The organism is Halobacillus sp. GSS1 (assembly GCF_017307035.1).
GTDB lineage: Bacteria > Bacillota > Bacilli > Bacillales > Halobacillaceae > Halobacillus > Halobacillus litoralis.
Genome location: NZ_JAFLHE010000001.1, coordinates 321,515 through 344,563 on the forward strand (window position 1 = coordinate 321,515; position 23,049 = coordinate 344,563).

General features: G+C 43.6%; 20 protein-coding genes. 16 read left to right on the forward strand and 4 right to left on the reverse strand.

The window, feature by feature from the left end; all coding sequences use genetic code 11:
• The first annotated feature begins 137 nt into the window (after nucleotides 1-137).
• The 7 genes from acnA to J0K78_RS01655 all read left to right on the forward strand — a co-directional run bounded on the left by acnA (nucleotide 138) and on the right by J0K78_RS01655 (nucleotide 7,440).
• Entirely contained in the window at nucleotides 138-2,843 is a 2,706-nt protein-coding gene (acnA, locus tag J0K78_RS01625) for an aconitate hydratase AcnA (RefSeq protein ID WP_206945104.1), read from the forward strand.
• A gap of 296 nt (nucleotides 2,844-3,139) precedes the next feature.
• Nucleotides 3,140-3,712, forward strand: a complete 573-nt coding sequence (locus J0K78_RS01630) for a TlpA family protein disulfide reductase (RefSeq protein ID WP_206945105.1) — start codon at nucleotides 3,140-3,142, stop codon at nucleotides 3,710-3,712.
• Between the two features lie 51 nt (nucleotides 3,713-3,763).
• Nucleotides 3,764-3,907, forward strand: coding sequence for an FbpB family small basic protein (locus J0K78_RS01635; protein WP_160912244.1), 144 nt, complete (start codon nucleotides 3,764-3,766; stop codon nucleotides 3,905-3,907).
• A gap of 148 nt (nucleotides 3,908-4,055) precedes the next feature.
• Nucleotides 4,056-4,301: a small acid-soluble spore protein Tlp gene (gene tlp / locus J0K78_RS01640; protein ID WP_160913353.1), complete on the forward strand. Its 246-nt coding sequence runs from the start codon at nucleotides 4,056-4,058 to the stop codon at nucleotides 4,299-4,301.
• Nucleotides 4,302-4,433: 132 nt separating this feature from the next.
• On the forward strand, nucleotides 4,434-6,698 hold the full coding sequence (locus J0K78_RS01645) for an AAA family ATPase (RefSeq protein ID WP_206945106.1): 2,265 nt from the start codon (nucleotides 4,434-4,436) through the stop codon (nucleotides 6,696-6,698).
• Nucleotides 6,698-7,123, forward strand: coding sequence for an acyl-CoA thioesterase (locus tag J0K78_RS01650; protein ID WP_206945107.1), 426 nt, complete (start codon nucleotides 6,698-6,700; stop codon nucleotides 7,121-7,123). The genes J0K78_RS01645 and J0K78_RS01650 overlap by 1 nt, the downstream gene beginning before the upstream one ends.
• A complete protein-coding gene (locus J0K78_RS01655) occupies nucleotides 7,123-7,440 on the forward strand; it encodes a hypothetical protein (protein WP_206945108.1) in 318 nt (105 codons plus the stop codon). Before J0K78_RS01650 ends, J0K78_RS01655 begins: the two co-directional genes overlap by 1 nt.
• Before the next feature lie 7 nt (nucleotides 7,441-7,447).
• Here J0K78_RS01655 and J0K78_RS01660 read toward each other — a convergent pair whose 3' ends face one another.
• From J0K78_RS01660 to plsY, 4 genes are all read right to left on the reverse strand, one after another.
• Nucleotides 7,448-7,738 carry a HesB/YadR/YfhF family protein gene (locus tag J0K78_RS01660; RefSeq protein WP_206945109.1) on the reverse strand — a complete coding sequence of 97 codons (291 nt, stop codon included), beginning with the start codon at nucleotides 7,736-7,738 and terminating at the stop codon, nucleotides 7,448-7,450.
• 61 nt (nucleotides 7,739-7,799) lie between these two features.
• On the reverse strand, nucleotides 7,800-8,054 hold the full coding sequence (yidD, locus tag J0K78_RS01665) for a membrane protein insertion efficiency factor YidD (RefSeq protein WP_160913363.1): 255 nt from the start codon (nucleotides 8,052-8,054) through the stop codon (nucleotides 7,800-7,802).
• Nucleotides 8,055-8,062: 8 nt separating this feature from the next.
• The gene (folE2, locus tag J0K78_RS01670; RefSeq protein WP_206945110.1) at nucleotides 8,063-8,995 is read right to left on the reverse strand and encodes a GTP cyclohydrolase FolE2; all 933 of its coding nucleotides are present in this window, start codon (nucleotides 8,993-8,995) and stop codon (nucleotides 8,063-8,065) included.
• Between the two features lie 175 nt (nucleotides 8,996-9,170).
• Nucleotides 9,171-9,752: a glycerol-3-phosphate 1-O-acyltransferase PlsY gene (gene plsY / locus J0K78_RS01675; RefSeq protein ID WP_206945111.1), complete on the reverse strand. Its 582-nt coding sequence runs from the start codon at nucleotides 9,750-9,752 to the stop codon at nucleotides 9,171-9,173.
• Nucleotides 9,753-10,011: 259 nt separating this feature from the next.
• On the opposite strand from plsY, the gene J0K78_RS01680 reads away from it, so the two are divergent.
• The 9 genes from J0K78_RS01680 to J0K78_RS01720 all read left to right on the forward strand — a co-directional run bounded on the left by J0K78_RS01680 (nucleotide 10,012) and on the right by J0K78_RS01720 (nucleotide 23,039).
• A complete protein-coding gene (locus tag J0K78_RS01680; protein ID WP_206945112.1) occupies nucleotides 10,012-11,082 on the forward strand; it encodes an ABC transporter ATP-binding protein in 1,071 nt (356 codons plus the stop codon).
• Nucleotides 11,079-12,605 (forward strand): ABC transporter permease/substrate-binding protein, encoded by a 1,527-nt coding sequence (locus J0K78_RS01685; RefSeq protein WP_206945113.1) that lies wholly within the window; start codon nucleotides 11,079-11,081, stop codon nucleotides 12,603-12,605. Before J0K78_RS01680 ends, J0K78_RS01685 begins: the two co-directional genes overlap by 4 nt.
• Nucleotides 12,606-12,616: 11 nt before the next feature.
• A complete protein-coding gene (locus J0K78_RS01690) occupies nucleotides 12,617-13,030 on the forward strand; it encodes a CoA-binding protein (RefSeq protein WP_206945114.1) in 414 nt (137 codons plus the stop codon).
• Between the two features lie 456 nt (nucleotides 13,031-13,486).
• Nucleotides 13,487-15,442: a DNA topoisomerase IV subunit B gene (parE, locus tag J0K78_RS01695; RefSeq protein WP_206945115.1), complete on the forward strand. Its 1,956-nt coding sequence runs from the start codon at nucleotides 13,487-13,489 to the stop codon at nucleotides 15,440-15,442.
• Nucleotides 15,443-15,456: 14 nt separating this feature from the next.
• On the forward strand, nucleotides 15,457-17,913 hold the full coding sequence (parC, locus tag J0K78_RS01700) for a DNA topoisomerase IV subunit A (protein ID WP_206945116.1): 2,457 nt from the start codon (nucleotides 15,457-15,459) through the stop codon (nucleotides 17,911-17,913).
• Nucleotides 17,914-18,157: 244 nt separating this feature from the next.
• Nucleotides 18,158-18,790: a TetR/AcrR family transcriptional regulator gene (locus J0K78_RS01705; protein ID WP_206945117.1), complete on the forward strand. Its 633-nt coding sequence runs from the start codon at nucleotides 18,158-18,160 to the stop codon at nucleotides 18,788-18,790.
• 69 nt (nucleotides 18,791-18,859) lie between these two features.
• The gene (locus tag J0K78_RS01710) at nucleotides 18,860-20,002 is read left to right on the forward strand and encodes an acyl-CoA dehydrogenase (RefSeq protein WP_206945118.1); all 1,143 of its coding nucleotides are present in this window, start codon (nucleotides 18,860-18,862) and stop codon (nucleotides 20,000-20,002) included.
• Nucleotides 20,003-20,025: 23 nt separating this feature from the next.
• On the forward strand, nucleotides 20,026-21,666 hold the full coding sequence (locus J0K78_RS01715; protein ID WP_206945119.1) for an AMP-binding protein: 1,641 nt from the start codon (nucleotides 20,026-20,028) through the stop codon (nucleotides 21,664-21,666).
• A 17-nt stretch (nucleotides 21,667-21,683) separates the two neighbouring features.
• Nucleotides 21,684-23,039, forward strand: a complete 1,356-nt coding sequence (locus J0K78_RS01720) for an acetyl-CoA carboxylase biotin carboxylase subunit (protein WP_206945120.1) — start codon at nucleotides 21,684-21,686, stop codon at nucleotides 23,037-23,039.
• The last annotated feature ends 10 nt before the right edge of the window (nucleotides 23,040-23,049 follow it).

The following is a 23,049-nucleotide window of genomic DNA, read 5'->3' on the forward strand; positions in this document are numbered from 1 at the left end:
TAAATCGTTTTCATTTACAATAAGGATTGCATATTTGTGAACTTGTTTTATCAAAAGGGAACAAATGTAAGAATTTGGGGAATAGTGAAACCTTATAATGGTTCACTATTGAATATTGATGAGGGGGTAAAAGGAATATGGCTAGCAATGCTTTTAATGCTCGCAAACAATTTGAACTTAATGGCCAAACGTACAACTATTACGATTTGAAAGCCTTAGAAGATGCGGGACATGGTAAGATTTCCCGTCTACCTTTCTCCATCCGTATCCTACTAGAATCTTTATTACGTCAACATGACGGACGTGTCATCAACGATGATCACGTGGAGAGTCTAGCAAACTGGGGAACGGAGAAATCCAAAGGGGAAGATGTTCCATTTAAGCCTTCCCGTGTTATTTTACAAGACTTCACCGGTGTACCTGCCGTGGTCGATCTGGCATCACTTAGAAAAGCGATGGTCGATATGGGTGGCAGCCCTGACAAAATCAACCCGGAAGTTCCTGTTGATCTTGTTATTGACCACTCTGTGCAAGTAGACAAGTACGGGACACCAGATGCACTGAATGTGAACATGGAGCTTGAATTTGAACGAAACGAAGAACGTTATGAATTCCTACACTGGGCTCAAAAAGCGTTCGATAATTATCGTGCTGTCCCACCTGCAACAGGTATCGTTCACCAGGTAAACCTTGAATACATCGCAAATGTCGTTCACGCGAAAGAAAATGAGAACGGCTCTTATGATACTTATCCTGATACACTTGTCGGAACGGACTCACATACAACGATGATCAATGGTCTTGGTGTCCTGGGCTGGGGTGTTGGTGGTATAGAAGCAGAAGCCGGCATGCTCGGTCAACCTTCCTACTTCCCAGCTCCAGAAGTTATTGGAGTGAAGCTGAATGGAAGCTTCCCACAAGGAACAACAGCTACAGACTTAGCCCTGAAAGTCACTCAAAAACTTCGTGAACAAAATGTAGTCGGTAAGTTTGTTGAGTTCTTCGGGCCAGGATTGCAGGAAATGCCATTGGCTGATCGTGCGACTATCTCCAACATGGCTCCTGAATATGGTGCGACATGTGGTTTCTTCCCGGTTGATGGCGAGTCTCTTGAGTATCTTCGCCTCACAGGACGCACGGAAGAGCAAATCGAGCTTGTCGAAGAATACTGCAAGAAGAACAGCCTGTGGTATGATCCGTCCTTTGAGGACCCGGAATTCACATCACTTGTTGAAATCGATCTCGGTGAGTTGGAGCCGAACTTGTCAGGACCAAAACGTCCTCAGGATTTGATTCCTCTTTCTCAAATGAAAGAATCATTCGAAAAGGCGATTACAGGTCCAGCAGGAAACCATGGTTTTGGCTTGGATAAATCTGAGTTCGACAAAGAAGTTGAAGTGCAGTTTGATAATGGAGACAAGTCTGTCATGAAGACAGGTGCTCTGGCGATCGCCGCTATTACTTCCTGTACAAACACATCCAACCCTCACGTTATGCTTGGGGCTGGCCTGGTCGCTAAAAAAGCGATTGAAAAAGGCTTGCAAGTTCCTGATTACGTGAAGACATCTTTAGCTCCAGGATCCAAGGTTGTTACTCGCTACCTGGAAGATTCAGGACTAATGACTTATCTGAACGATTTAGGATTCAACCTAGTCGGATATGGATGTACGACATGTATTGGTAACTCAGGTCCATTACTGCCGGAAATTGAAAAAGCTATCGCTGACAGTGACTTGACGGCTTCTTCTGTATTGTCTGGTAACCGTAACTTCGAGGGACGTATTCATCCACTAGTTAAAGCCAACTATCTGGCTTCTCCGCCACTAGTAGTTGCTTATGCCCTTGCGGGTACTGTAGATATTGACCTTAAAAATGAGCCAATCGGAAAAGACAATGAAGGAAACAATGTGTATTTCAATGATATTTGGCCTTCTCAAGAAGAGATAAAATCAGAAATTTCCCGTGTTGTTACACCTGAGATTTTCCGTAAAGAGTATGAAAATGTATTCAACTCAAACGAAAAATGGAACGAAATCGAAACAACGGATGAGCCATTGTATGATTGGAACGACAACTCCACATACATCCAAAATCCTCCGTTCTTCGAAGGACTTTCCAGTGATCCTGAAGCAGTTAAGCCATTAAATGGCATGCGTGTCATCGGTAAATTTGGCGATTCTGTAACAACGGACCACATCTCACCAGCAGGTGCGATTCCAAAAGATATGCCTGCAGGAGAATACCTGCAAGACAATGGCGTAAGTCCTCGTAACTTCAACTCTTACGGCTCTCGTCGTGGTAACCATGAAGTTATGATGCGTGGTACGTTCGCAAATATCCGCATCCGTAACCAGTTAGCTCCAGGTACTGAAGGTGGTTTCACTACTTACTGGCCGACAGAAGAAGTGATGCCGATCTATACAGCAGCAATGAAGTACCAACAGGATAAGACTCCGTTGATGGTCATTGCCGGTAATGATTATGGTATGGGAAGCTCCCGTGACTGGGCTGCCAAAGGGACAGATCTTCTTGGAATTAAAACGGTCATCGCCGAAAGCTTTGAGCGTATCCACCGCTCGAACCTTGTTATGATGGGTGTTCTTCCATTACAGTTCAAACCTGAAGACAGCATCGAGTCTCTTGGGCTGACAGGACGTGAGACATTCGACGTACAAGTCGGTGAAGATGTTAAGCCTCGTGACCTTGTCAAAGTCACAGCTACAGATGAAGAAGGCAATAAGAAAGAATTTGAAGTGATTGCCCGCTTCGACAGTGAAGTGGAAGTTGATTACTACCGCCACGGTGGTATTCTACAAATGGTTCTACGTAACAAATTGAACTAAATTTCTTTCTAAAGATCGCCCTTTTAAAAGGGCGATCTTTTTATTCTTCACAAAAACCATGTGATCAATGATCAAAAATATACAGGATTATTGTTGAAGGAAGAAGTGTGGATTCGTACGACTTGTTTATTGTTCTCTATTCGAACTTAGTAGCAACTCCGAGAGTTAATAAAAACTAAAACAAATCAGTAACGACTCTCATACATTTTCTGATAAAGCTTTACAAGCATAAATGGTTTTCTTTATTCTTATACATAAAGCAGAAACGTTTTGGATTATGGACGGAGGCTATCATCATGAAACAATGGCTGGCAACAGCTTTCCTGGTTATACTTTTAGGTCTCGTTATTTTTACTACCCTTTCTGAAAAGGATGAGGGGGAGCAGCAAAAATCTTCTGCAAATCAGGAAGCAGGTATGGTTGCACCTAATGCACCAGATGGATTAAAAGTAGGGGAGCAGGCTCCTGACTTCAGTTTGAACACGTTGAACGGAGAGACCGTTCAGCTTTCTGATTATCGCGGTAAAAAAGTTTTTCTCAATTATTGGGCGACTTGGTGCCCTCCTTGTCGTGATGAAATGCCCGAAATACAGTCGTTTCATGAAGATTATGGAGATGAAGTGGTCATTCTGGCTGTTAATGGAACGGGAACAGAGAAAAAAATAGAAGATGTTGACCAGTTTGTCAGAGAAGGAGGTTATACATTTCCTATTCTTCTGGATGAGGAACTCAAGATTAATCAGACATACCAGATTCTATCCATCCCTACCACATATTTCATCGGTACAGATGGTGTCATTCAAGAACCAAGAATTGTTGGGCCGATGACCTACGAAATGATGGAAAAGAAGAAAGATGCGCTGAAATAGGAATATTTTTATCAATTCATGGAAATCCTACCTGTAAAAGGAGAGATATCCATGAGAAAACATAAAAGCATATCTTTTGAAGAACGTGTGAAGGAAAATATCCGTTCCATCAAAGCTGACCAAAAGCTGTTGGACCAGATCGATGAACGGATTGAAAAGCGTCACAATGAGCGTATGAAGCAAATCCCATCGTAAGCGGGGTTTGTTTTTTTTACATAATAAACCAAAAAGGAAGGAGCATTGCAGGCTCCTTCCTTTTTCTTTTCATAATTCGGCTTCTTCATGGGAAAAGTAAAGGATGACTCATCGAGGGTCTATTGACATTTACAGGAGGGAAAAGACCATGTCCCATAAACAACAGCATATGGCTAATCAAAAACCGAACCCTGACAATCGCGCAGATAACGTCGATCGTCTTCAGGAAAAAGTGACGAACACGATTGAAAATATTGAAGAATCTCATGATGCTATGCAGTTTGCAACGGAAGAAGAAAAGAGAAATATTGAAAAGAAAAACAAACGGAGAAATCAATCATTAGAAGCTATGCGCGATGAAATCAAGGACGAAGCCCGTCATCAACAATATTAATGTCTGACTAACCGCTTCTCTTTCAGAGGGGCGGTTTTTGCCTGTATAATGTAAGCTTTAAGGCATCTTCATCTACATTAAATCTTGACTATGATAAAATGGATATCGGCGAAAGAAAAGGAAGTGATGAAGATGTTAGAACAACTGAAACAGTGGAACAGTTTAGAGCAGCAGCCTCCTATTTCGGAAGTGGAGGCTTTACGATATATGGATCAAACGGATGGGGAGCAGGAGAAAGATACAAAAGCCTTGCTTTACGTCACGCTTGCCTACCACCGGATTAAGAGACACCCGGGAGATGATCCTCTTGCTGAGCAGTTCATCGACGAGGCTCGGGTTCTCAATCCTTCGCATCCCTTAGTGGCGGAATTGTATGAGTCCCAGCAGTTGATGCAGGCGTATACTTTATTAAAAAAAACACCACTTGATCAGTGGATTCTACATGAAACTGATCATGATTCAGCAAAAGCAAAAAAGGCGAAAGCCATCTACTCTGATGTTTGCCATTTGAAGGAGCAGTGGGACGATGATCTGGCTAAAAAGACGATCATCGACGCCTCCAGCCGGTTGAGCTTATATCAGGATGTTTATGAGGAATTGTCTGATTTGGAACACATGCTGGAAGAAGCCATTAACTCCATTGAAAATCGCCGGATTCGAGTACCTGTCAAAGAGATCAATGAGCGTACGAGGCGTCTTTCAGATAATCAGGATGAAATTTATAAACGATTGCCAAGCTTTCTGACAGATCAATCGTTTCAAAATCCTTTGGAAGCCTTCGATCAAATGGTTGGGTTGCATGATGTGAAAACGTATATACGACGTTACTATCATTTCTTGAGATACCAGCAGCAAAGAAAGAACTATGGCTTTTCCATGGTGGATGAGCCTGGATTACATATGATCATTACCGGGAATCCCGGGACAGGGAAAACGACAATCGCCCGGCTGCTGGCGAATATATATCATGAGCTTGGAATTTTAGATACAAAAGAAGTAGTAGAAGTAAATCGTTCCCACCTTGTTGGGTCTTATGTCGGGCAGAGTGAAGAGAATACGATGAACTATGTCAAACAGGCGATCGGTGGTGTTTTGTTCATTGACGAAGCATATAGCCTGAAAAGGGAAGGGCAAACAGGTAATGATTATGGTCAAGCGGTCATTGACACTCTTGTATCTGCGATGACAAGCAAAGAATATGGAGGAAAGTTTGCCGTGATCCTTGCTGGCTATCCTGAAGAAATGCGCCAGTTCTTATGGTCAAATCCAGGTCTCCGAAGTCGTTTCCCTGAACAAAATCATATCGAACTACCTGATTATCACATGGATGAACTGCTTACGATTGCTGAGCAAACGGCGACTGATAATGATTTCTTTTTCACAGAATCTGCGTTAAATGAATTCACCTCACTCATTGATCGCGAACGTGTGGATGATTCTTTCGGCAATGCACGCACGGTCAAAAACTTAGTATTAAAGACCGTCTTCCAAAAAGGTGCCAAAGAAGCTGAACAGGATAAGCATCATTGGCTTGATCATATGAGGATATCTGCCGATGACCTTGCGTGGGAGAAAGAAACGGATGAAGACGAGCGGTCTCCCATGCAACGCTTGGATGAACTGATCGGATTATCCAATGTCAAAGAAGAAGTGAAGAAGTTGTCATCCTTCGTTCAAGCCCAACAAAAGAGAAAAGAAAAAGGATATCCTGTCGTTCCTATCCAATTACATTCCGTATTCTCAGGAAATCCAGGGACCGGAAAGACAACGGTTGCAGAAATCTATGCTGATGTCCTGAAAGAATGCGGCTTGTTAAAGAGAGGGCATACGGTGGTGGTCTCAAGGAGCGATCTTGTCGCCGGGTATGTAGGACAGACAGCCATCAAAACGAAACGGAAGATCCGGGAAGCTCTTGGTGGTGTCCTGTTCATTGATGAAGCCTATTCTTTATACAACGGGGGCAGGGATGATTTTGGCAAAGAAGCTATTGAGACACTCGTGGACGAAATGACTAAACATAATGAAAACCTAGTGGTTGTCCTCGCTGGTTATCAACGCGAAATGGAGCAGTTGGTGGAAAGTAATCCGGGCTTGTCTTCCCGCTTTAAAAAATATTTCCACTTCCCGGATTATACAGAGGAAGAGTTGATTGCCATGACTCACTATCAGGCGAAACAATACGGGTATCATTTCAATGAATGGGCGGAGTCATTCCTTTTAGAAAAATACACGGATCACAAAGTGAGGGGCAATGGACGCTTCATCAATAACCTTGTGAATGAAGCGATTCAATTCCAGGCGATTCGAATTATGGAAAATGAAGTGGAAGATATGAATGAGCTTGAACTTGTCGATTTAGAAAAAGCATGGCATATGGTGCGAAGGGAGTCTTCTTAATGAAAGTGGTCGAAACACCGATTCAAGTACGATATCAAGAAACAGATATGATGGGTGTCGTTTACCATGCCAATTACTTAGTTTGGTTTGAGATCGGACGAACATCCTTTATCGAAGACCTGGGGTTTATGTATTCTGAGATTGAAAAACAGGGAGTCGTTTCACCCGTCATTGATGCTCAAATGAGTTTTAAAAAACCTGTAAAATACGGTGATCCTGTCCATGTGCGAACATGGGTGGAAAGTTACGATGGTCTTCGTGTTTCCTACGGATACGAAGTAGCGTTTAGTAATGGTGATGTAGCAGTGACTGGGGTGACGAAACACGTCATCGTTAAAAAAGATAACTTCAAACCAGTATCCATCAGGCGTAGTTTTCCTGATTGGCACGAAGCTTATTTATCTGCTATGGAGACTGAAGCCTAATGGCTTTTGGAGTGAAAAAGTCGGAACTGAAGGATTGGAAAGCGAAAGTGAAGCGAGGGGAAATTGCTTTTTTGACGCATTTTTGGTTGGATGATCGTTTTCCTGGCTGTGATACCGTCACTAAAGTCGGCTGCTGTGATCTCAACAAATTAGAGGCATGGGGGAAACAGTATGGTTTAGAACCAGCCTGGATCCATAACGATCCAAGGTTCCCTCACTTCGATCTATTTGGTGACCGTCAGCTGTTTATTTTGAAAAAAGAAGGGCATTGGGACCATATTCACCGCTTCCAATTACAAAAAAATAAGACGCCATAGCGGCGTCTTATTTTTTATATTCAAATGATGGTTCATTCCATTTCTCATCTAATGTCACTTCTAATGAATGTTCATCAAAGTACCACTCATCGTCCGCTTCAATGAAGAAATGAATCGGGCCGGTTGTGGTTTCCGCAATTGGTTCTGCAGGATCCTCCAATTTAATGGCAAGAGAGAAACCAGGTTGAAGTCCACCAACGCCTCCATAACGGACGTAAAATCTTAAGTCAACGTTACCATCGATATCGAGTTCTTCTTCATACCACTTTGCTGCTTCTTCTGTTACTGTTAAGTTCATTAGATCATCTCCTGTAATGGGGTCCGTGTTTGTCTCTTTCCTCTGTCGTCGTTTTATAAACCTATTTTTCAGGAGAAGACGAATCAGAGTTATGGTTCGGTTGCTTCATAGGTACAGGGTCAAATCCTCCTGGGTGGAAAGGGTGGCACTTAAGAATTCTCTTGACCGTCAAATAACTGCCTTTGAAGAAACCGAAACGGCGAAAAGCCTCAAGTCCGTATTCTGAACACGTTGGTTGAAACCGGCATGATGGTGGAAAAAAGGGGCTGATGCCCTTTCGGTAAAATTGAATCAAGACGATCATGATTTGTTTCATCTGTTCTATTACTCAGCTTCCTTCTTCTTATCGTAACTGAGGGTCGCCACAGCATCATGCAGGTGAATGGATTCTTCATTACGGCACTTTACGGTGAACGCTTCTATAAAGGAATATTCATAAAGATCGGCAGCGACTAGTCTAACGATATCCTCTACAAAGCGAGGGTTCTCATAGGCTTGTTCTGTTACCATCTTCTCATCGGGGCGCTTTAATACCGGGTGGATGCGCGCGCTTGCATTGCTTTCTGCTGCTTCTAAAAGCGCTGCTTTCCAATCGATTTCCTGCTCATCGAAGTCATCTGTCAATTTCACACTCATGGTCACATTTCCACGCTGGTTGTGTGCACTATATTCACTGATTTCCTTGGAACAAGGGCAAAGCGTGGTAATTTTCCCGGTGAGAGTCACGGTCACATCATGTCCCGTTTCTTGATCATACTCGACGCGGATGGTTGCATCTGCATGATTCATCCCGGTGAGACCGGAGTATGGGCCTTTTCGTTCGAAGAACCATGGAAATGTCACTTCCACTTCCGCATCCGATTGCTTGAGACGACCGGCTAATTCCTCGGTAAATTGTTTTAGTGTGCCAATGTCAACGGCGAATCCTTCGTTGTGGTATTTATCCAGCTGCTCTGTGAATCGGCTCATGTTCGTGCCTTTACTCCCTTGAGCAATGGAGGAACCGAATGAAAAGGTTCCGATGGTTGTCTGAATCTCTGGAGTCATCGTGCTGGGAATACGGATGGGGTGCTTGACGCTGGAAATCCCAACCATATCAATTTCGAACAAAAAATCCTTTTTCGAGTTTTGAAGGTCAGCCATTTGATCTTTTTCCAAAGGCTTTGTTCGTGGACCCGGCTCAACGGAGCCGAATAATTTATGTCGTTCTTTTTTTGATGGTAAGTGTTTGTTTTGGTTCAATTCAGTCTTATTCATAATAAAGACTCCTTTCAGGCCTTCTTTCTATGTCAAAGTATACAATATGTATTTCTGAATATACAATGGATTGCTTGACGAGTGTGTATTTATAGAATACACCATAAAAGAAAGCCTATCCTTCAATGGGATAGACTATCTTCGCAATCGATACCCTTTTAAACGTGGATCGTCTCTACATCCATGTGATTTTCGGCTCTGTCTTATTAATAATCCTCTTGATGTTTGCACGGTGGCGGTAAATCACGAAGATGGTAAACAAGGAAATGATGATGGTCAAGCCGTAATCCTTCACGACCAAAGTAGCAACAATGCCAACAATTCCGCTTACCATGGAAGATAAGGAAACGTATTTACTTAAATATAGGACAATGAAAAAGGATAATAAGAGGACGGCAAAAATGACTGGATTGACACCCAGAATCACGCCTCCGGATGTAGCGACAGCTTTTCCACCTTTAAAGCCCGCAAATACAGGGTACATATGACCTATAACGGCAAAAATTCCAATAACAAGTGGTATGACTTCAGCTCCCAAAAAATAAGGAAGAGCTGCGGCTAATGTTCCTTTCAAGATATCAGCGAGGGTGACAATTAAGCCTGCTTTGATCCCCAACACTCGGAATGTATTCGTACCTCCAAGGTTTCCGCTTCCATGTTCGCGTATGTCCGTACCGTAACCAATTTTACCTACAATTAATCCTGAAGGGATGGACCCAAGGAGATAGGCGATGAGGATATAGAGTACATATTCCAATAAGTTCAACTCCTTCTGCACTTTCTACTATTTTATCATGGGCTTCATAGATAAAGAACTCTTATTTCATAAGGCAGCTTCTCTATTATATCAATTTAGTACCAGGTATCAAGTTGTTTTAATAGTGTTGGAGAAACGTCAAGGGAGGCTGCTGCAAAAATTCAGCTTATTTAAAAGGCAGGAAAATTGCAAAATGTTTCAGATTGTGGAAATGTGGTTATAGAAATAGGTCTTTTATTTTTTGTTTAGGGGGAAAACGATGATCACGTTCACTGATGTAACGAAGACGTACCCGGATGGGACGACAGCGTTGAAGAATTTCAACTTAGAAGTGCAAGAAGGAGAACTGCTTGCGCTGATCGGTCCAAGCGGCTGTGGGAAGACAACGACGATGAAAATGATTAACCGTTTGATTCATCCGACGGAAGGGACCATTACTATACATAACAAAGATATTAGAGAATACAACATTCATGAACTACGCTGGAATATCGGCTATGTGTTGCAGGAAATTGCTCTCTTTCCACATATGACAGTAGAAGAAAACATTTCGGTCGTACCTGAAATGAAAAAATGGAAGAAAAAAGATTTGTCTAAAAGAATTGACGAATTGATGAATATGGTTGGCCTGGATCCTGAAAAGCACCGCAAAAGAAAACCCAGTGAACTTTCAGGCGGCCAGCAGCAAAGGGTCGGAGTTATCCGGGCATTAGCTGCAGATCCTGATATCATCTTGATGGATGAGCCCTTCAGTGCTCTCGATCCTATCAGCAGGGATCAATTGCAGAAGGATATCCGTCAATTGCAGAAGGAAATCAAGAAAACGATTGTTTTTGTCACCCATGATATGGACGAAGCTCTAGCACTTGGCGATCGCGTCTGCCTCATGAAGGCAGGAGAAATTGTTCAGTTGGATACTCCACAAAATCTCGTTTTGAAACCATCCAATGAATTTGTAGAAGATTTCATCGGGGGGAGAAAAACACCGTGGCAGACAGCTGTTGATGTCATCATGAATCATGCAGAAAAACGTGTTGTGTCAGAAGAAGAATTCAAGGAAGGCCATGTTGTCCTGGATGGACCTTTCGCCCTTAAAAGTCACGATGGGACGTATCGAGGGATGATCGAGGATGGGAATCAGGTACAGGCTCCCCCGTTATCCAATGATATGATTCTTAGAGACGCTGTTCGAATCTTTGAAGAAGGTCACTCTACCATTCTGCCAGTCGTCAAGGGTGACAAGCTGATCGGCACCTTATCCTATAGGGATATTGTCCTCTACCTTAAAGAACAGTCACGAAAAAAGGAAGAGGAGGTGGAAAGTAAATGAGTGAGTTTCTAGATGTTTTTAATCAACGACAGGGCATTTTATTAGAGAAGATATGGGAACATTTACAAATATCTATTATTGCATTAGTGATTGCTACATTGATTTCCGTTCCGCTTGGTTTATGGCTGACAAGAAAGCAGAGAGTAGCAGAACCTATTATCGGTATGACAGCTGTGTTACAGACCATTCCAAGCCTTGCTGTCCTTGCTTTTCTCATTCCGTTTTTCGGTATTGGTCAAACCCCGGCTATTATCGCGCTTGCGGCATACGGGCTCCTTCCTATCCTTAGAAACACGTACACAGGAATCAAGGAAGTTGATCCTGCTTTAAAGGAAGCGGCTACAGGAATGGGAATGAAATCATTCAGACGTCTTTCGAAAATTGAATTACCGATCGCCATGCCTGTCATTATGGCAGGGATACGGACATCCATGGTACTGATCGTCGGAACGACCACGATTGCTGCTCTTATTGGGGCGGGTGGTCTCGGAGATTTAATCCTGCTCGGTTTAGACAGGGGCGGAGATGTCAATCTTATCTTGCTCGGCGCTATTCCAGCTGCTTTGTTAGCCATTATTCTAGATCTTATTCTCCGTTTATTTGAACGAACTTCAGCCAAATCCGGTTTCCGTTCACTCGTCAGTTTATTATTGATCGCTGCTTTGATCGCAGTTGGTCCTTTAGCGTTCGGTGGAAAAGTGAAGAATGATTTGACGCTTGGAGCAAAGCTTGGATCAGAACCTGCTATTCTTATCAACATGTATAAGCTGTTAATAGAAGAGGAAACAGACTTGAGTGTAGGTCTTCAACCGAACTTAGGAAAGACAGACCTTGTATTCAGTGCATTGGAAGAAGGAAGCATTGATATTTATCCGGAATTCACAGGGACCGCTATCGTCTCTCTTCTAGGAGAAGAAGCGAACAGCAATGAACCTGAAGAAGTATATGAACAGGCGAAAGAAGGTATGGCAGAAACCTATGATATGGCGTTTTTGCAACCGATGCAATTTAACAATACCTACGCCGTAGCTACTACCCAGGAGCTTGCCGAACAATACGATCTTGAAACAATCGGGGACCTTAAACCAGTTGAAGATCAAATCACAGCTGGTTTCACACTCGAATTCAATGATCGTCAAGACGGGTATCAAGGCATGAAGGATATCTATAACTTGAACCTTGGAGAAGTTCGGACGATGGACCCTGGCTTAAGACAGGGAGCTATTGAAAGTGGAGAAGTTGACATCATTGACGCCTACGCTACAGATAGTTACATGGTTGACCTGAATTTAAAAGTATTAGAGGATCCGGAAAATCTATTTCCTCCATACCAGGGGGCACCATTGATGAGACAAGAAACCTTAGATCAATATCCTGAACTTGAGGAAGTCCTGAATCAACTGGGAGGAAAGATTACCGGAGATAAAATGAGGGAAATGAATTACCAGGTTGATTTTGAAGATCGCGATCCTGAACAAGTGGCTAGAGAGTATTTAGTCAGTGAAGGATTAATAGATGAATAGGAGGTAAAAAGATGACTTTTGAAAATCCGTCCAAAACAGAGATCCGGGATTTACTGGCCCAATCGAAGACGATTGCGGTTGTAGGGCTTTCGGATAAACCGCACCGTACATCCTATCAAGTGAGTGAAGCCATGCAGAAAGCCGGGTACAAAATCATCCCGGTGAACCCTCAAATCAAAGAAGCTCTTGGGGAAAAAGCGGTAGCAAACCTTGGAGATATACAAGAGCCTGTAGACATTATCAATGTCTTTCGAAGATCCGAATATTTACCCCAAATTGCAGAGGAATCGAAAAATATTAAGGCCAAAGCCTTTTGGGCTCAGCAAGGGGTGTATTCCGAAGAAGCGGATGACATCCTGAAAAACGATTCAAAGCTTGTCATTATGGACTCTTGCATTAAGGTCGCGCATGCGATTTACCAGTAAAAGAATCTGAATGAAAATGAAAAAATCCCTGTTCATTCAGGGGTTTTTTCATGTTTTTTGGAAGATTTATGTTTGCGAAACCTTATAAAATCGCTACAATATAACAAGCGACGTTTTTTGTTAGAGACAACGAAAAGCTCTATAGAACAGAAAAGGACCTTTAGTAGAGGGCCCATTTTAATTGGAGAGCCATGGTTTAACAGAACGGTTGTTTAAGAAAGAATAAGAAATGTAAGCGAAATCAAATGGGGGTTCTAATCACCCCCACAATTGTGCATAGGTCGGCAGCCTTTTTCTAAGTCATAAGCCAATCAATGGAGTGGAAGAGTGTCCACACCGTTGATTGACTTATGTCGTGAGAGCTGAAGGATCTGGAGATGCACTCATCGTTTACATAATCGAACGTTTGTTCTATTATTGATGTAGCAGGTGTTAGAGAAAGGAGCCGATGGTAAATTGTCGAGTCAAAATCAAACGTATTCAGATGATTCTATTCAAGTGCTGGAGGGATTGGAGGCCGTTCGGAAAAGACCGGGGATGTATATTGGGTCCACGGATCATAGAGGTCTGCACCATCTCGTCCACGAAATTGTAGATAACGCGATTGATGAGGCGTTATCTGGATTCGGCGAAAAAATGACTGTCACGCTCCATAAAGATGGTAGTGTATCGGTTCAGGACGAAGCCCGGGGGATGCCTACGGGGATGCATAAAACAGGTAAACCGACACCTGAGGTTATTTTGACCGTCCTACATGCAGGAGGTAAGTTTGGCCAAGGTGGTTATAAATCCTCAGGTGGCTTGCACGGTGTCGGTGCTTCTGTGGTAAATGCTCTATCTGAATGGTTGGAAGTTTACATCTGTAGGGATGGAGAGAAATTTTATCAAAGATTCGAGAACGGGGGCGTTCCTGTCACCTCATTAGAAAATAAAGGGACCACCCGCAAAACAGGAACGACGATCCGCTTTAAACCGGATCCTTCCATTTTTTCAATGACGAAATTCAATTTTGAAACGTTATCCGAACGTTTACGAGAAGCGGCCTTCTTATTGAAAGGGTTCCGTATCATCCTTGTAGATGAGCGTAAGGAAACGGTTAAAGAAGAGTACCAATATGATGACGGACTCGTCTCTTTCGTTGAGTATTTAAATGAAGAGAAAGATACCCTGCATTCTGTCGTTTCTTTCGAGGGAAGTCACAGTGGAATTGAAGCGGATTTCGCTTTTCAATTCAACGACGGGTTTGCAGAGAACATTTTATCCTTTGTCAATAACGTGCGGACGAAGGATGGGGGCACCCATGAATCCGGAGCTAAAACGGCCATTACCAGAGTTTTTAATGATTATGCCAGACGAGCACAGCTTCTGAAGGATAAAGATAAGAATTTAGAAGGAAACGATATCAGAGAAGGATTTACTGCGGTGATCTCCGTGCGAATTCCAGAAGAACTTCTTCAATTTGAAGGACAAACCAAAAGTAAATTAGGAACTTCTGAAGCACGCTCCGCCGTCGATGGGATCGTTGCTGAACAATTATCCTATTTCCTCGAAGAGAATCCGGATGTCGCTTCTATGCTCATCAAAAAAGCGATTAAAGCGAAAGAAGCAAGAGAAGCAGCAAGAAAAGCTAGAGAAGATGCGCGTTCAGGGAAGAAGAAGAAACGTAAGGACACTCTTCTAAGCGGGAAACTCACGCCTGCTCAGTCCAAAAATGCCCAAAAGAACGAATTGTATCTCGTAGAGGGGGACTCTGCCGGAGGATCAGCAAAACAGGGGCGTGATCGTAAATTCCAGGCCGTCCTTCCTTTGCGAGGAAAAGTCATCAACACAGAGAAAGCAAAAATTGCCGACATCTTCAAAAATGAAGAGATCTCAACAATCATTCATACCATCGGCGCTGGAGTCGGAGGGGACTTTACGCTCGAAGATTGTAATTATGATAAAATCGTCATCATGACCGATGCCGACACCGATGGAGCGCACATTCAAGTGCTTTTATTAACCTTCTTCTATCGATACATGCGACCGCTTGTAGAAGCGGGGAAAGTATTTATCGCCCTCCCACCCCTTTATAAAGTTTCCAAAGGGAAAGGGAAGAAAGAAAAAGTCGAATATGCGTGGGATGAAGAAGGCATGCAGAAGATATTGAAGGAATTCAAAAACGGGTATACGATCCAACGATACAAAGGTTTAGGTGAAATGAATGCCGATCAGCTTTGGGAAACGACGATGAACCCGGAATCACGCACATTAATCCGGGTCACGATTGACGATATCGCCCGCGCCGAACGCAGGGTGACGACGTTGATGGGAGATAAGGTTGAACCTCGCCGAAAATGGATTGAATCCCATGTCGCTTTTGGCCTTGAAGATGAAGCGAGCATACTAGAAAACGATAAAATACAGACGTAAAGGGGGACCTTCTGTTGGCAGAGGCAGAGAAGTTTTTAGATTTACCATTAGAAGAAGTTCTCGGAGACCGCTTCGGGAGATATAGTAAGTACATCATCCAGGAACGTGCCCTCCCTGATGCCAGGGACGGGCTGAAGCCTGTACAGCGCCGTATTCTTTATGCGATGCACCAGGAAAAGAACACCCACGACAAAGCTTACCGGAAATCCGCGAAAACGGTCGGTACCGTAATCGGTAATTATCACCCGCACGGCGATACTTCCGTTTACGATGCGATGGTCCGCTTGAGCCAAACGTGGAAAGTGAGAAAATCCTTAGTGGAGATGCACGGAAATAACGGAAGTGTTGATGGTGACCCGCCTGCAGCTATGCGTTATACGGAAGCAAGACTTTCCGCAATTTCATCTGAACTGCTCAGGGATATTGAGAAGCAGACAGTGGAATTTATACCGAACTTTGACGATACAATCGATGAACCGACTGTTCTTCCGGCGAAGTTTCCAAACCTTCTTGTTAACGGCTCCACAGGGATATCAGCGGGCTATGCGACAGAAATTCCTTCTCACAATCTGGGTGAGGTAATTGATGCCGTCATTATGAAGATTGATAAACCCAATGCGACTGTACCGGAGCTAATGACCAAATTAAATGGCCCCGATTTCCCAACAGGTGGGATCATTCAGGGAATTGATGGAATTCAGAAAGCCTATGAAACGGGCAGAGGGAAAATCGTCTTACGTGGGCGTGCCGAAATCCAAGAACAGCGCGGAGGACGGGAACAGATCGTCATCGACGAAATTCCTTTTGAAGTGAACAAGGCAAGCATGGTCAAGCGAATGGATGAATTGAGAATTGATAAAAAAGTCGAAGGTATTGCTGAAGTCCGTGACGAAACGGATCGTACCGGTTTGCGTGTCGTCATTGATCTGAAGAAGGATGCGAACAGTGAAGGAGTTCTCAATTACCTTTACAAACATACAGACCTTCAGATCTCTTACAACTTCAATATGGTCGCCATTCACGAACGGACACCAAGTCTGATGAGTCTTCCCATGATGCTTGATGCCTATATCAAGCACCAGAAAGAAGTGGTCACAAGGCAATCCATTTATGATTTGAATAAAGCGAAGTCTCGCGCTCACATTGTGGAAGGTCTGATCAAGGCGATTTCCATTTTGGATGATGTCATCGCAACGATTCGCAGCTCCAAAGACAAAGCGGATGCAAAGAAACAGCTCATCGCAAGCTATGATTTTACAGAAGAACAATCAGAAGCGATCGTGACATTACAGCTGTACCGTTTGACAAATACAGATATTACAGCCTTGCAAAAAGAAGCGGATGAACTGAAAAAGCAAATTGATTACTTAGAAAAATTGTTATCCAGTGAAAACGAAATGTTGAAAGTTATCAAGGCTGATCTTCGCTCGATGAAAAAACAATACAACGATGATCGTTTGACGAAGATTGAGGAAAAAGTGGAAGAGTTGAAAGTAGATCTTGAAGTGACTGTCGCGAGTGAAGATGTGCTCGTATCTGTGACGAAAGATGGTTACATTAAGCGGACAAGTCTTCGTTCCTATGCTGCGTCAAACGGGGAAGATTTCGCTTTGAAAGACGGGGATCACCTGCTGGGTTTATTTGAAATCAATACAACGGATACCATTTTACTCTTTACGAACCTCGGTAAATATTTATTCTTACCTGTTCACAAACTGCCGGATATCCGGTGGAAGGATCTTGGTCAATACATTTCCAACATCGTACAAGTGGACAAAGAAGAATATATCGTCGAGGCCATCCCTGTCCGTGACTTCACAGCAGAGGAATACCTCATTTTCTTCACGAAGAACGGGATGGTGAAGAAGAGCGAATTACAGCTCTATCAAGCCCAGCGTCATTCCAAGGCTCTCGTTGCTATCAATTTGAAAAATGATGATGAAGTTGTGGATGTCTACAAAACAAATGGCCAGTCCGATTTGTTTATTGCTACGAAGAAAGCTTATGGCCTTTGGTACCATGAAGAAGAAGTGAACACCGTCGGCCAGCGGGCAGCAGGTGTGAAAGCGATCAACCTGAAAGAAGACGATGAAGTGGTGTCTGGACAATTGTTCAGAGCCTCAGAAGATCCTTCGATCCTTATGACCACTCATCGTGCCGCAGTGAAGCGGATGCGATTGAAAGAGTTTGAACGAACAACTCGGGCAAAACGCGGGGTGCTCATGTTAAGAGAGTTGAAGAAGAACCCTCATCAATTGGTGGATGTTCACCTCGTGCACAGAGATGATCAGTTGATGATCATGACAGAAAAACAAGAAACCATCGTTGTCAACACAATGGACTTTAAAGCCAATGATCGATATAGCAATGGGTCCTATGTACTGGACACAGAAGAAAAAGGACAAGCGGAAGAAGCGTGGATCAAGCCGGTCTATCGTGTTCCGTTTGAAACCGAATCTGATAAAACCTAATACTAATGATGAGAAAAGCCCTCTGTTTCCAGAGGGCTTTTTTTATTAGAAGTGACAAAAGAAATGCTTGTGTGTATAGGGGTCCAGACTTTTTTCGCTGGCCTCTGTTCTACCAGTGAAGCGGGTGTAGGAGAATCCATTCGTTCATGGAGGAGAACACCTGCTTGATGTCATCCTTTAGACCGTTGTATTTTCAGAAAAATGTGATAAAATGAGTGTATATTCAGCAGATGGGAGTTGATGTATGAGCGATTTGCGAGAAAAAATCATCCAGACATCTTTAGAACTGTTCGACCGCCATGGTTTTCACGGCGTCACAGTAAAACAAATTGTCCAGCAAACGAACACATCAAAAGGCGGCTTCTATCATCATTTCCAGTCAAAGGATGAACTTCTATTCGTTATTCACGACACGTTTATTACATATGTATTGAAAGAAGCACAGGCCGCTAACGTTACTCATTCTTCCCCTATACCTAAAGTTCAGGCAATCATTCAATCGTTTGTTCAGGTATTCGACTTGTACAAACCACATATCTCGGTGTTTTATCAGGAAAGCCTGTATTTAAAACCAGCGTATGAGGAAGAAATCAAAGGGAAGCGTGATGAGTTCAAACGTATGGTGTTCAATGTCATTGACGAAGGTCAAAAATCCGGCCACTTCCGTAAAGAGCTGCCGCTTGAGATTACAGGGATGGCGATCTTAGGTATGGTCAACTGGATCTATAAATGGTACCGGAGGGATGGGACGTACACCATCGATCAAATTGCAGAGGTTTTTACTGACCTGGTGCTGCACTTTTTGCTTCCAGGAAAAGAAGACAGTGAATACTTCCGTCATATGTTAAAAGTTCCTTTTTTTTATGAAAGCAGGTAAACGCTTTCATTATATTTATCATTAAAACAGACCAACCAGTCGGTCTTTATTTCCTTAAGGAGGAATCATATGAACTTCGATTTAACGAAAGAGCAGGAAATGACAAGGAAGATGGTCCGTGATTTTTCAGAAGATGTGATTGCACCAAGAGCGGTGGATATTGACATCAACAGTGAATTCCCGAAGGATATTTTTGATGAAATGGGTAAGCTGGGGCTTCTTGGTATCCCATTCCCTGAAGAGTATGGTGGATCCGGGGGAGATACGATCAGTTATGCTCTTGCTGTAGAAGAGATTGGGCGTGTTTGTGGTTCTACCGGTCTCAGTTACGCAGCAGCCGTTTCACTGGGAGCGAGTCCCATCTATTATTTCGGGACAGAAGAACAAAAACAAGAGTTCTTAACCCCTCTTGCTAAAGGAGAAGGCTTGGCTTCTTTTGGGTTAACAGAACCGAATGCCGGTTCCGATGCAGGAGGCACGAAGACGCGTGCCGAATTGAAAGGTGACCACTATGTAATCAATGGAGAAAAGTGCTGGATTACAAATGCTGAATATGCGAGGTCCATCACGGTCACGGCTGTTTCAGGAAAGCGCGACGACGGGAAGAACATCATATCCGCTTTCATCGTTCCAAAAGATACACCAGGCATGACGATTACAAGTCCTTATGACAAAATGGGCGTCCGTGGATCAAACACGTCTGAAATCATTTTGGAAGATGTAAAAGTCCCAAAAGAAAATATTCTCGGAGATCCAGAAAAAGGGTTCAAGCAATTCCTTTACACACTAGATGGTGGAAGAATTTCCATAGCTGCACTGGCAGTAGGAATCGCGCAAGCCTCCTTGGACCGCGCTCTCGCTTATGCGAAAGAACGGAAACAGTTCGGTCAGCCGATTACAAAATTCCAGGCCATTCAGTTTAAGCTGGCAGACATGGCTATGGAAGTGGAACTGGCTCGGAACATGGTTTTAAAAGCAGCCTGGTTGAAAGATCAAGGTAGGAATTTCACAAAAGAATCGGCGTACGCAAAACTTTTCGCTTCAGAGACGGCTTTCCGCTCTGCCAATCAGGCCATCCAAATTCATGGTGGATATGGATATATGAGAGAGTATGAAGTCGAACGTTTTCTCCGTGATGCAAAACTTCTTGAGATTGGTGAAGGAACATCAGAAATCCAGCGCTTGGTCATTGCCCGTCAGTTAGGTTGCTAAATCATTTTAAAGGAGGAAATGTTATGTCCTTATTAGAACAGACGGTTGGTGAATTGTTAGAACAGCAGGCCGAAGCTTATCCGAACCATGAGGCGTTCGTTTATCCTGAGCTAGATCTTAGGAAGACCTATGCTGAATTCAACGATATGACGGATGAAGTAGCCAAGGGATTCATGGCTCTAGGGATTGACAAGGGAGAGCATGTCGCCATTTGGTCGGATAACAAGCCGGAGTGGCTTCAATCACAATTTGCTTCTGGAAAAATGGGTGGCGTACTTGTCACTGTCAACACGAACTATCGTGCTCAGGAGCTCGAATACCTATTAAAACAATCCGATGCTTCCACATTGATTCTTGCTGAAGAATTCAAAGGAACCTCATATATTGATATTTTGAAAGAAATCTGTCCGGAGCTTGAAACCTCTGAAAAAGGTGATCTTCAAAGTGATCGTCTTCCTTTCTTAAAGAATATCGTTGTATTGAGTGACAAGTCCTACCGCGGTTGTTATTCATGGCAGGATATCCTTGATATGGGGATGACCGTAAGTGATGGCGAATTGAAAGAGCGGAAAGAAACGCTTCACCATCGTGATGTGATCAACATGCAGTACACTTCAGGAACGACTGGCTTTCCAAAAGGGGTCATGTTGAGTCATTACAATATCGTGAACAACGGAAATCAGGTAGCGGATTGTATGCGCCTTACAGAAGATGACCGCCTCTGTATTCCCGTGCCATTCTTCCACTGTTTCGGATGTGTGTTAGGAACGATGGCTGCTGTTTCCAAAGGGACAACGATGGTCATTCTGGAACAATTTGATCCGAAAAAAGTGCTCCAGGCTGTGAAAGAGGAAAACTGTACAGCGCTTCATGGAGTGCCTACCATGTTCATTGCCGAATTGAACCACCCAGAATATGAAGACTTGAAGCCTTCGACTTTACGAACAGGAATCATGGCAGGCTCTACCTGTCCGATGGAAGTCATGAAGAGTGTGATCGAAGATATGGGAGCGGAAGAAATCACGATCGCTTATGGTCAGACGGAGTCATCCCCTGTCATCACACAGACAAAAGCGGATGATCCGATTGATTTGAGAGTGAGCAGCGTCGGCCAGGCTCATCCCAACGTCGAAGTGAAAATAATTGAACCTGCAACAGGTGAAGAAGTGGATACAGGGACTCCTGGTGAACTTTGTACACGAGGATATCTCGTGATGGAAGGGTACTACAAAAACGAGGAAGCCACAATGACTGCGATCGATCCGGATGGCTGGCTGCATACAGGAGATATTGCAGTGATGGATGAAAATGGTTATGTCGAAATTACCGGCAGAATCAAAGATATGATTATTCGCGGAGGCGAAAATGTCTATCCGAGAGAAATTGAAGAATTTTTGTATCAGCATCCGGATGTTCTCGATGTCCAGGTGGTCGGTGTTCCGGATGAGAAGTACGGGGAAGAGATCATGGCTTGGATCATTCCTAAAGAAGGGAAACAATTAAATGAAAGCGATATCAGGGAATTTAGTGAAGGGAAAATATCGAAACATAAAATCCCTCGATATATAACCTTCACGGATGAATACCCCATGACGGCGAGCGGAAAAATCCAGAAGTTCAGACTCCGTGAACATGCGCTTGAAATGATGAACTTAAAATCCTAACGAAGAGGTGATCACTGTTGTTTCAAAAAATTCTAATTGCCAACCGTGGAGAGATTGCTTCCCGAATTATTCGGACGTGTCAAAGACTGAACATCCAAACAGTGGCCGTCTACTCGGAAGCGGATCAGCAAGCTCCTTACGTACGAATGGCTGATGAGAGCTATCTTATTGGAAAACCACGCGTGAATGAATCGTACCTGAACATCGATAAAATCTTACAGGTGGCCAAGGACTCCGGAGCAGAAGCTATTCATCCGGGATACGGTCTTTTAAGTGAAAATGCGGAGTTTGCGAAAAGAACGGAAGAAGCAGGCCTCACGTTTATCGGACCGGATGCCGATGTCATTGCAAAAATGGGAGATAAGATTGCCGCGAGGGCGGAAATGAAAGCGGCTGGTGTCCCTATTATTCCTGGAACCGATGATGCAGTTGCGAACTCCGACGACGCCAAAAAAATTGCGGTCGAATTCGGTTATCCTGTCATGCTGAAAGCAGCGGCTGGAGGCGGTGGTATCGGCATGCAGGCGGTCTATAACGATGAAGAACTTGAAAAAGCGTTTGAAGGCAACTCCAAACGAGCGCAGGCCTTTTTCGGTGATGGGAAGATGTTCATCGAGAAATTAATCGAGCATCCGCGTCACATTGAAATTCAAGTGCTTGCTGATCGTCACGGTAATGCCGTCCATTTGTTTGAACGCGAATGTTCCATTCAGCGCAGGCACCAAAAAGTTGTCGAAGAGGCTCCGTCATCGGTTCTTTCAGAAAAAACGCGGGAGAAAATGGGTGAAAGTGCGCTGAAGGCGGTTTCTTCTCTCGGATATTCCAATGCCGGTACAATTGAGTTTCTGGTCGATGATCAGGAGAACTTCTATTTCCTTGAAATGAATACACGTTTACAAGTTGAGCACCCGGTCACCGAACAAATTACAGGGATCGACCTTGTCGAACAACAGTTGAGGGTAGCAGACGGGGAACATTTATCCATCCAGCAGCAGGATTTGCTCATTGACGGCCACGCCATTGAAGTGAGAATTTATGCCGAAGATCCAAATACTTTCTATCCTTCACCAGGTAAATTGACGAAAATGGTTCTGCCGGAAGGACCAGGAGTACGGCATGAATTAGCGGTAGAAGGAGATTCACAAGTGACTCCGTTCTATGACCCGATGATTGCGAAACTTGTCATTCATGGAGAAAACCGTGAAGACGCGATTGAACGTCTTACAAAAGCCCTTCATGAATACGAGATTGATGGCATTAAATGCAACCTGACGATGCTGAAGAGCGTCGTCACCCATGAGAAATTCAGAGCAGGCGAAACGAAAACCACATTTGTAGAAAACTATTACCTACCAACATTGACAAATCATTAAGGAGGAATAA